Below are 10,330 nucleotides of genomic sequence, written 5' to 3' on the forward strand. Positions count from 1 at the left end.
CGGCGGTCTGCCAAGTGACGCCGGGCGACGCCGGACGCTTCAGCCCCGCCCCTGAATCCACGCCATCGCCCGGTCCGTCAGACGATCCAGGGCGACGACGCTCAGCTCGATGTGCTCTTCCCGCGTGTCCTCGATCTTGTTGTGCGAGATGCCCCGGAGGCTTTGGACGAACAGCATCACCGTGGGCACCCCGGCGCGGGCGACCTCCGCCGCGTCGTGGAGGGGACCGCTGGGTAGGCGGTGGCTCGTCGGCACGGTTTCCAGAATGGCCGCCTCCGCCGCGTCGATCAGTTCGGGGTGGAAGGGAATAGGTTCGATGTTCCATAGCTTGCCGACCTCGACCGTGCAGCCGCCCTCCTGAGCGAAACGCTCCGCCGCTTCCCGCGCGTCCTGCCACATCGCCGCCAGCTTCCCCGCGTCGAGGTGCCGTTGATCGAGCGTGATCTCGCACCGCTCCACCACACTTGTGACGATGCCCGGCCACGTCTTGACGCTTCCGACCGTACAGACGCCGCCGTGCCGCTCGGCGATGGCATAGATTTCCTGCCCCAAGCGCGCGGCAGCGAGGAAAGCATCTCGCCTGACGTTCATGGGCGTGCTGCCCGCGTGCGCCGCCTGCCCGTGGAAGGTCAGGGTGTGGCGCTCGACGCCGACCGTCCCGAGCACCGCGCCGAGCGGCAGGCCCAGCCTCTCCAGCATTGGCCCCTGCTCAATGTGCAGTTCGAGGTAGGCGGCGGCGTTCTTCAGCTCGTCGCGTGCCTGCGGAGCGTCCTCCAACTTCACGCCAACCCGCGCGAGGGCGTCACCCAGGTTCACCCCGTCCCGGTCGGTCAACTTCGTCATCTCGGCCACGTCGAAATGCCCGCTCGCCGCGCTCGACCCGTAGAGGGAGCGACCAAAACGCGCCCCCTCCTCGTCGGCCCAGTCCACGAGGCAGAGGGTGACGGGCGGGCGGCCTCCGTACTGGGCGTTCGCGCGCCGCATGACCTCCAGCCCGGCCAGCACGTTCAGCGAGCCGTCCAGCCAGCCACCGTTCGGCACGCTGTCGAGGTGCCCGCCGATCAGGAGTTCACGCTCCGACTCGCCCCTGAGCGTCGCCCACAGATTCCCGGCGGGGTCCTGATGAACTTCGACGGGCAGCTCGGCGAGACGTTCTTTCAGGAAGGCGCGGGCCTTGAGCCAGGTGTCGGTGAAGGCGACCCGCTGCGCCCCATCCTCGTCCCCGGTGAGTTGCCGCAGTTCCTTCAATTCCGCGACAGTTCGGGCGGGATCAAGTCCGGTCCGGGTGGACTCGGCGACCTCTCCCCCACTCACCGTGCCGCCTTCTTTCCGGTGGCGGCCTCCCATACGCTGTACGTCACGGCTGCCGCGTCCGGGTCGGCCTTCAGGATGCCGAGACTCTTGAGCAGCGCCACGTTATTGCGGTACACGGCGGGGTCGAGGTATCCGGCCAGTCCCCGGTTCGTCGGCCCGGAGTTGTAGAGCTTGGCGACCTCGGTCATCTGCCAGGTCTGGTGGGCCTTCGCGTCGGCGCGGGTGCCGCTGCCCTTGCAGGTGTTGCCGCACAGCGGGAGGACGATATTCACGGCCTCGGCCTGATTCTTGACGGCGTAGTTCCAGCCCCGGAGGGTCGCGCGCACGAGCTTGGCGGCGATCTGCTGGCCGCTCTGCCCGCTGCCCTTGAAGTTGGCGTTCCTCAGCGTGCGGTCGGTGGTGAACATCAGGTCTTCGAGGAGGTTGATGCCGTAGTCCGACGCGCGGAAGACGCGCAGCTTGTCGAGGCTGTAGCCCAGGCCCACGATCTGGTCCACCTCGTTGTAGGTCATCGCCGACACGAGGTCCACCTTGTCGGGGAAGACGATGCTGGGGTCGAAAGGGTACGTCACGGCCTGCACGCTGGGGTTGCCCACGGTGCTGTCGAGGCTGGTGGTCAGGCCGTACTTCTTGAGGAGGGCCACCGCCGGGTACTCGTTGCCGCTGGGCCACACGCCGACCCGCTTGCCCCGGAAATCCTGCGGTTTGGTGATGTTGCTGCTCCTCAGCGCCACGAGGGTATACCCGCTCTTCTGGAAAAGCTGCGCGATGTGCGTGACCGGAATGCCCTGCGCCCGCGCGGTCAGGAGGTCGGTGATCCAGGTCGTGCCGAAGTCGGCGGTCCCCGTCGCCACCGTCTGAATCGGCGACTGGTCCCCGGTCGGAAGGAACTGCACGTCCAGCCCCTCGGCCCGGTAGTACCCCTTCGCCTGCGCCACGAAGAAGCCCGCAAACTGCGCCTGCGGAAACCACTTGAGCTGCACTTTGACAGGCACGAGCTTCTGAGCCTGAGCGCCGGACGCGAGGAGAGTGGCGGCGAGGACGGCGGAGACGGCGGCGGTCAGCTTGGAGTGCTTCATGGTTCCCTCCGGGGAAGTGGAAAGGCGAGGACATACAACGCTTCTTTATTGCTCCTCCCCCTTGAGGGGGGAGGCCGGGTGGGGGTGAACGTGCCGGGCATCCAGGAAAACTCGACTCTCAACAGGTCATCCCTGACCCTCCTGCGGCACAGGCGCGAACCTCCTCTCCAACGCGCTGATCAAGCCGAAGAACGCCAGCCCGACGACGCTCGCCAGCACGATGGCGGCCCAGACGACGGCGAGGTTGAAGCGTCCGACCTCGATCTGAATGCGGAAGCCCAGCCCATGCCCGTCCGTGCCGAAGAACTCCGCCACGATGGCCGAGATCAGGGCGAGGGTGCTCCCCACCTTGAGGGCGTTGAAGACGAAGGGAAGCGCGGTGGGCACCCGCACGGTGCGGAAGGTTTGCGCCGGACTGGCCGCGTAGGTGTGCAGCAGATCGAGGTGGAGGGGCTGGGCCGCCTGCAATCCGCGCACCGCGTTCACGACGACCGGAAAGAGCACCGTGATCGCCACGACGACCATCTTGCTCGGCCACTCCAGCCCCACCGCCTTCACCACGACGGGAGCGAGCGCCACGATGGGCACGGAGCTGAAGAGGGCCGCGTAGGGCAGCAGTCCGCGTTCGAGGAAGCGGAAGCGTACGACCAGCAACGCGAGCGCGAGACCGACGACGGTGCCCACCACGAAACCGAGCAGCGCCTCCAGCACGAAGGTGTAGAAGGTGTCCTGAAGGAGGACGGTGCGCGCCTCCCACAACGCCGTGAGGACGCGGCTGGGAGTAGGGATCAAACCTGCTGGAACCCCATACGTGCGTAATAAGACCTCCACAGCAAGCACCGTGAGCAGCAGCGTGAAGGCGGCGGGGAGGACGCGGGCAGCCCGGCTCTCTCCCTGTGCCGCCGAACGAATGCCGAGAACGCCGAGGAGCAGCAGCGCCAGCACCCCGATGAGCCAGGGCTGGGGCTGGGTCGGCGGCGTTCCCAGCCGGGCCAGCGCGACGGCGAGCGCCAGCAGGCCAAAGCCGCTCAGCGCCAGCGGCAGCGCCGCGCCCAGGCCGGGACGGCGGGCCGCCCCGCGCCACGTCACCGCCCCGCTCGCCACGGCGTCACTACCCGTTCGAGGAGACCGACCAACGCGACCAGACTCACGCCCAGCCCCGCGCCGTAGGCCATGATCACCCACAGCGCGATGGTGTCCGACGCCCGCGAGTTCTCGGCGAGCATCTTGCCCAGCCCCGAAAAGGAAATCGTGCTGATCTCCGCCACGATGCTTCCCACCAGCGCCGCCGTCACCGCCACCTTGAGCGCCGTGAAGAGGTAGGGCAGGCTGGCGGGCAGCCGAAGCTGGAAGAACACCCGCCCCGGCGACGCGCTGTACGTCCGCATCAGGTCGAGTTGCAGCGCGTCCGGGCTGCGAAGGCCCCGGCTCATCCCGACGGCAATGGGGAAAAAGGCGATATAGGCGGCAATGAGGGCTTTGGGCAGGAAGCCCTGTACTCCGTACTGCCCGAGCAGCACCGCCAGCATGGGTGCGATGGCGACGATGGGCACCGTCTGTGACGCGACCAGCCACGGCAGCGTCGCCCGCTCGAAGGACCGGCTCAGGACCAGAAGTGCCGCCAGGACCAAACCTAGCCCAGTTGCCAGAACCAGACCCAGCAACGTCTCCCCACCCGTGACGACGGCGTTGTACGGCGCGGAAGTAGGTGCGGTGGGCGGCACGCTGAGGGAGCGGAAGCCCTGCGCCAGTTGGCCGGGCGCAGGCAGCACGGGGTTTCTAAGTTGAGTGGCACAGGCAAGGGCCGTCGGGCACCCGAGGTCCGCCCCGCTCGCCAGCGCCCGCGCCGCCGGGCCGACGTTCGCCCACAGCATCAGCGGCAGGTAGAGCAGCACGGCGACGACCAGCACCGCCAGCATAGGCAGGAGGGGGGACCCGGCGAGTCTTCCCCTCGCGGGCGCGGCGGTCATGCGTGCCCCTTCCTGAGCAGTTCCCGAACCTGCGTCATCAACTCGAAGAAGCGCGGCAGCTCGCGGGTTTCGTCGCCGCGTGGCTGCGGGAGGTTCACGTCCACCACCCCCTCGATCTTGCCGGGCCGGGCGGTCATCACCACGACGCGGGTGCTCAGGAACACCGCTTCGCTGATGCTGTGCGTCACGAAGATGACCGTTTTGCCCGTCTCGCGCCACAGCCGCAGGAGTTCGAGGTTGAGATGCTCGCGCGTGATCTCGTCGAGCGCCCCGAACGGCTCGTCCATGAACAGGAGGGGCGGGTCGAAGGCGAGCGCCCGCGCGATGCTCACCCGCTGCTGCATTCCGCCGGAGAGCTGCCACGGGTAGCGCCGCTCGAAGCCCGCCAGCCCCACGAGGTTCAGCATCTCGCGGGCGCGGGCCGTCCGGTCGCCGGGCACGTTCATCACCTCCAGCGGCAAGGTGACGTTGCTCAGCACCGTGCGCCACTCCAGCAACGCCGGGGCCTGAAAGACGTACCCGTACTTCCGCTCCCGCCGCGCCTGTCCGGGCGGCTGTCCCCCTATCAGGATGGTCCCGCCCGTAGGCTGCACGAGGTCCGCCAGCAACCGCAGCAGCGTCGTCTTGCCGCACCCGGAAGGCCCGATCAGGCTGATGAACTCGCCCCGCCCGATGCTGAGGTTGGCGTCCTGAAGGGCGACCGTCTGCCCGCCCGGATGTGGGAAAACCATCTGGAGGTCGCGGACGGAGACGATGGGTTCGGCGGAGGGAAGGTGAACAGCCTGGGAAGGAAGCACTTGTGTCACGCGACTCTCCTTGAACGGCAGACCTCAGAACTCGTGCTTCTCTCTTTTCTCCCTCTCCCCTCGTGGGGGGCCGGGGTGAGGGGGCGTGTGACCAGCTTCACCGTTGGGACGACACCCTCACCGCCGCAGCAATTGCCCCCGCCCTGGGTCCCCCACGAATTGCCCGCCCTCCACCGCGACCTGGCCGCGCACCGTCACCACGTCGGGCCGCCCGTCGATCTCCCAGCCCTCGAAGCCGCTGTAGTCGTTGTTCATATGGCTCGTCGCCGCTGAGATGTGGCCCCGGTAGGCGGGATCGTAGATCACGAGGTCGGCGTCCGATCCCACCGCGATGGCCCCCTTGCGCGGGTAGAGGCCGAAGAGCTTGGCCGCCCGCGTGCTCGCCGCATCCACGAAGCGCGCGAGGCTCAGGTTCCCCCGGCTGACCCCGTAGGTGTAGAGCAGGTTCACCCGGTCCTCGATGGCGGGGATGCCGTTGGGAATCCGCGTGAAGTCGCCCTCGCCCATCGCCTTTTGAGCCACATCGAAGGGGCAGTGGTCGGTCGCCACGGTGTCGATTTCTCCCCGCGCGAGGGCGTCCCAGAGTCCGGCCTGGTTGCCCTTGTCACGCAGTGGCGGACTCATCACGTACTTCGCCCCCTCCACGCCGGGCCGCTCGGCGCAAGTCCTGTCGAGGAGGAGGTGGGGGATGACGACCTCCACGCTCAGGTCCACACCGCGCCGCTTGGCTTCCAACGCCGCTTCCAGCGCCCGAGTGTTGGAAAGGTGAACCACGTAGCCCTTCGCCCCCGTCATCTCCACGAAGGTGGCGAAGTGGGCGGTGCCCTCGGCTTCCACGCTCTCCGGGCGGCTCGGCTCGTGCCACTCGGGGCCGGTCTTGCCTTCCGAGAGCAACTTGCGTTGGAGTTCCGCCACGAGGTCGGCGTTCTCGCAGTGGGCGGTGACGACCACGCCGAGTTCCTTCGCCAGTTTGAGGGTCTGGTAAAGCGCGTGGTCGTCGATGCCGAAGGCCCCCTTGTAGGCGAGGAAGACCTTGAAGGACTTCATGCCCTGCCCCACGAGGTCGCGCAGGGTGGCCTCCGTCTCGTCGTCCCAGCGCGTCACCCCGAGGTGGAAGGTGTAGTCGCAGGCGCTGTGATCCTCCGCCAGCCCCGTCCACTTCTCCCAGCCCCCCCGCAACGGCTCGCTCTGGGAGGGGGCCAGCATCTCGATATAGGTGGTCGTTCCGCCGATCAGGGCCGCCTGACTCGCCGTCGTGTGCGTGTCCTTGGCGAAGGTGCCCATGAACGGCAGGTAGACGTGAACGTGCGGGTCGATGAAGCCGGGAAAGACGTACTTGCCGCTCGCGTCAATTACGCGGGTGCCCTCGGGCGCGGTCAGCCCCTCCCCGATCTGGCTGATGGTCTCGCCCTCCACGAGGAGGTCGGCGGTGAAGTCGGCGTCGGCGGTGACGATGCGGCCATGTTGGATCAGGAGAGCCACGAAACCTCCGTTACAGGTCGGCGGGGGTGAGCACGGTCAGGCCAAAGCGTTTGAAATGTGGGGCATTGAGGGTGAGGAGGCGTCGAGGTTGTGAGCAAAGACAGCAGCAGCCAGGCGGGCGTCGTGGGCCTGCCTACCGGAAACCTGATGGGTCACGACCAGATTGAGCCAGGTCGTATAGAGTTCCGGCGGGTCCGGGAACAGGTTGAAAGCGCTGTTCAGCAACCGGAGGGCCGTGTGCGCCTCTTCGGTGGTGTAGCTCAGGCCGTTGCTGGTGCCGTAGGGCCGGGTCGCCACCACCCAGTACTCGTACATCACCTGTGGGACGAGCACGATTTCGTCGCCCCGCTCGATGAGCCTGTCAACAGCGGCCTCCACCTCGGCGTGCCGCTCGGCGTCCTTCTGCACGTAACGCAGCATGATGTTGGTGTCGGCCAACACACGCATCAGTCGTAGACCAGATCGTTCAACTCGGCACGTGTCGAGGGAACCCGACCACCACCAGGACGCATCACCTGCTGCTTGAACGCTCGGTGGGCTTCGGCCCGCTCCCCGGCATCCTCGATCTCGCTCAGCCGACGCACGGGCGGACGCAGGGTGATGGTCTGCCCCTCCACACTCAGCCGGAAAGTTTGGTTCCTCAACCGGGCCAGCAGTTCGGCGTCCCCGTGCAGGCGGCCCTCGGCGTCTATCTCGATCAAGGCGTCCAGTTTTGGCGCTTCCATGTCGTGCCCCCTCTCCTGAAGTTTAAAGATCCCCTCAGTGAATCTCGATCCCCGCCTCCGCCCGGTACGCCTCCATCTCGCTCCACTCCTGGGTCACGGCGGGGCGGGCGGCGGTGAGCTGGTCCCAGGTGACGGACTCCCTCCCGCTCGGCACGCTCACCATCTCGATGCAGCCGTCCACCGGGCAGACGTTGGCGCATAGCGCACAGCCCACGCAATCCGGCTCGCGGACGACCGGGGTGGGACGACCCTGCGCGACCTGCTTCCCGCCGTCACGGACGTTAAAGCCGGGATTCACCCGCACGCCCTCCGGTGAGTACAGGTCGATGCACTGGTGGGCGGTGTCGTTGCAGGCGACGTAGCAGAGGTCACACTGGATGCACTTGTCGGGGTTGATCCGAGCGACCGCCTGGTAGCCGAGGTCCAGCCCGCCGAAACTGCTCATCTGCGGCAGGCTGCGGCCCGTCACGTCCGCGATGGTCGCAAAGCCCTTGTCGTCCATCCAGTTGCTCAGGCCGTCGGTGAAGTCCTCGATGATGCGGTAGCCGTAGTGCATCGCCGCCGTGCAGACCTGAAGGGCCGAGGCCCCTAGCAGCAGGAATTCAGCGGCGTCGCGCCAGGTCTGGATACCGCCCATGCCGCAGATCGGCACGCCGCTTCTCCGCACCGTGGGGTCGCACATCAGCTCACTGAGCATGTGCAGCGCGATGGGCTTGACTGCCGGACCCGCGTACCCGCCGTGGGTGGCCTGTCCGCCGATGCTGGGGGTCACGAGGAGCGTGTCGAGGTCCACCCGCATCACGCTGTTGATGGTGTTGATGAGACTGAGGGCGTGCGCCCCGCCCGCCAGCGCCGCGTGCGCCGGGTCGGTGATGTGGGTGACGTTGGGCGTGAGCTTCACGATGACGGGGAGGCGGGTGACGCTCGTGACCCAGTGCGTGTTGAGCTGGCACATCTCGGGCACCTGGCCCACCGCCGCGCCCATGCCGCGCTCGCTCATGCCCTGGGGGCAGCCGTAGTTCAGCTCTATGCCGTCCGCGCCCGTGTCCTCGATCTGCATGACGATCTCGCGCCACGCGTTGGGATCGGCGTCCACCATCGCGGAGACGATGACGGCGCGGTCGGGCCACATCCGCTTGACCTCGGCGATCTCGCGCAGGTTGACCTCCAGCGGGCGGTCGGAGATGAGTTCGACGTTGTTGATGGCGACGAGCCGCTGCCCGCCGAGCGAGAGGCCCCCGTAGCGGTTGGAGATGTTGAGGACGGGAGCACCGATGGTCTTCCACACGGCCCCGCCCCAGCCGTGCTCGAAGGCGCGGTGAATCTGCGCCCCGCTGTTCGTCGGCGGCGCGGAGGCCAGCCAGAAGGGGTTGGGTGCCCGGATGCCCGCGAAGTTCACGGAGAGGTCAGCCATAGTGGGCCTCCAGAAGGGAAGAGTGTGTTACCGATCCAGCACGTGAGGCTCTCTTTTTGCCCCTCCCCCTTGAGGGGGGAGGCCGGGTGGGGGTGAACCGAAACGGCGTCCCCAACAAACAAATGCCCAATACCATCAGTCCGCCGCCACGGGCGAAGCACACAGCGCCGCGTGAATGCTTGCCGCCGCCAGCTTGCCGTCCTGCACGGCCATGACGGTGCTCGCGCTGCCGCGCACGCGGATACAGTCGCCGCCCGCGTAGACGCGAGGGAGGCTCGTTTGCAGCCCGTCGTCCACCCGGAGGTAGCCGCCGTCGAGCGCGAGGCCGAGTTCCACCGCGAGGGCCGGTTTCTCCTGTCCAATGGCCGCGATCACGGTCTCACACGGAATGGTGAACTCACTGCCGGGTATGGGTTCCGGGCGGGGGCGGCCCGAGGCGTCGGGGGCACCGAGGCGCATTCGCACGCAGCGTAGGCCCGTTACCTGCCCGCCTACGACCTCCACCCCGACGGGCTGGGTCAGGAAGGTGAAGCGGACGCCCTCGTGCAGGGCGAACTCGTACTCGTGGCGGTAGGCGGTCATCTCGCTCTCGGTTCGGCGGTAGACCATCTCGACCTCCGCGCCGTGCTTGCGTCCCACCGTCGCCGCGTCGATGGCGGTGTTGCCCGCACCGATCACGACCACCCGCTGACCCAGGGCGAGCGGTCCCACCTTCAACCGCCAGGGTTCAACCTTGCTCGCCTCGATCACGTCCAGGCCGTCCAGCACCGCCTCCTCACCGGGCACGCCGAGCGCCGGGACCGCGCCGAGGCCGAGGGCGAGGAACACGGCGTCGTACTCGGCCAGCAGCAGGTCTAGCCCCTCGCGGTCGGTCAATTCGACTCCGGTACGGACCTCCACGCCGAGGTTCTGCGCCGCCTCCACCTCGCGCAGGGACACCTCCACGGGTTCGCGCAGGCCGATGATGCCGTAGGTGCTCAGGCCACCGCCGAGGTCGCGCCGCTCGTACAGCGTGACCCGGTGCCCCAGCTTGGCGAGTTCGGCGCTCGCGCTGATCCCCGCCGGGCCGCTGCCGACCACCGCCACGCTTCGCCCGGTGGGGGGCGAGGGGGTAAAGACTTGGATGCCGCGCTCGAAGATGTGGTCGGTGGCGTACCGCTGGAGACGCCCAATCTGGATGGGCGTGTGGTCCTTGCCGAGCACGCACGCGCCCTCGCACAGCTCCTGCACCGGGCACACGCGGGCACAGGTGGCCCCCAGGAAGTTCGCCTCCAGAATGACGCGGCCCGACCCGCGCAGGTTCCCGGTCGAAATCTTGCGGATGAAGCTCGGGATGTCGATGTGCGTGGGGCAGGCTTGCAGGCATGGCGCGTCGTAGCAATACAGGCAGCGGTTGGCCTCCACCGTCGCCTCGTGCGGGGTCAGGGGCGGCAGGGCCTCCTGAAAGCGGAAGACTTCGGGGTCGGCGGCGGCTGGACTCGAACGTTCCATGACGGACCTCGCTTCACGGGGAGGGGCGGGTCGGTTCGTGCCCTCACCG

At 67.9% G+C, this 10,330-nt stretch carries 10 protein-coding genes; all 10 read right to left on the reverse strand.

The window, feature by feature from the left end; genetic code table 11:
• Nucleotides 1-39: 39 nt before the first annotated feature.
• The 10 genes from V3W47_RS09010 to V3W47_RS09055 all read right to left on the reverse strand — a co-directional run bounded on the left by V3W47_RS09010 (nucleotide 40) and on the right by V3W47_RS09055 (nucleotide 10,281).
• A complete protein-coding gene (locus V3W47_RS09010) occupies nucleotides 40-1,314 on the reverse strand; it encodes a M20 family metallo-hydrolase (protein WP_331824873.1) in 1,275 nt (424 codons plus the stop codon).
• Nucleotides 1,311-2,393: an ABC transporter substrate-binding protein gene (locus tag V3W47_RS09015; protein WP_331824874.1), complete on the reverse strand. Its 1,083-nt coding sequence runs from the start codon at nucleotides 2,391-2,393 to the stop codon at nucleotides 1,311-1,313. The genes V3W47_RS09010 and V3W47_RS09015 overlap by 4 nt, the downstream gene beginning before the upstream one ends.
• A gap of 126 nt (nucleotides 2,394-2,519) precedes the next feature.
• Nucleotides 2,520-3,497: an ABC transporter permease gene (locus tag V3W47_RS09020; protein WP_331824875.1), complete on the reverse strand. Its 978-nt coding sequence runs from the start codon at nucleotides 3,495-3,497 to the stop codon at nucleotides 2,520-2,522.
• On the reverse strand, nucleotides 3,479-4,363 hold the full coding sequence (locus tag V3W47_RS09025) for an ABC transporter permease (protein WP_331824876.1): 885 nt from the start codon (nucleotides 4,361-4,363) through the stop codon (nucleotides 3,479-3,481). The genes V3W47_RS09020 and V3W47_RS09025 overlap by 19 nt, the downstream gene beginning before the upstream one ends.
• Nucleotides 4,360-5,169 (reverse strand): ABC transporter ATP-binding protein, encoded by an 810-nt coding sequence (locus V3W47_RS09030; protein WP_331824877.1) that lies wholly within the window; start codon nucleotides 5,167-5,169, stop codon nucleotides 4,360-4,362. The genes V3W47_RS09025 and V3W47_RS09030 overlap by 4 nt, the downstream gene beginning before the upstream one ends.
• 117 nt (nucleotides 5,170-5,286) lie before the next feature.
• A complete protein-coding gene (hydA, locus tag V3W47_RS09035; RefSeq protein ID WP_331824878.1) occupies nucleotides 5,287-6,651 on the reverse strand; it encodes a dihydropyrimidinase in 1,365 nt (454 codons plus the stop codon).
• A gap of 36 nt (nucleotides 6,652-6,687) precedes the next feature.
• Complete coding sequence (locus V3W47_RS09040) at nucleotides 6,688-7,089, reverse strand: type II toxin-antitoxin system VapC family toxin (RefSeq protein ID WP_331824879.1); 402 nt, start codon at nucleotides 7,087-7,089, stop codon at nucleotides 6,688-6,690.
• Nucleotides 7,090-7,097: 8 nt separating this feature from the next.
• Entirely contained in the window at nucleotides 7,098-7,376 is a 279-nt protein-coding gene (locus V3W47_RS09045) for a hypothetical protein (protein ID WP_331824880.1), read from the reverse strand.
• 34 nt (nucleotides 7,377-7,410) lie between these two features.
• The gene (gene preA, locus V3W47_RS09050; protein ID WP_331824881.1) at nucleotides 7,411-8,790 is read right to left on the reverse strand and encodes an NAD-dependent dihydropyrimidine dehydrogenase subunit PreA; all 1,380 of its coding nucleotides are present in this window, start codon (nucleotides 8,788-8,790) and stop codon (nucleotides 7,411-7,413) included.
• Nucleotides 8,791-8,925: 135 nt separating this feature from the next.
• Entirely contained in the window at nucleotides 8,926-10,281 is a 1,356-nt protein-coding gene (locus V3W47_RS09055) for an NAD(P)-dependent oxidoreductase (RefSeq protein WP_331824882.1), read from the reverse strand.
• Nucleotides 10,282-10,330 lie beyond the last annotated feature (49 nt).

It is taken from the genome of Deinococcus sp. YIM 134068, from assembly GCF_036543075.1.
GTDB lineage: Bacteria > Deinococcota > Deinococci > Deinococcales > Deinococcaceae > Deinococcus > Deinococcus lichenicola.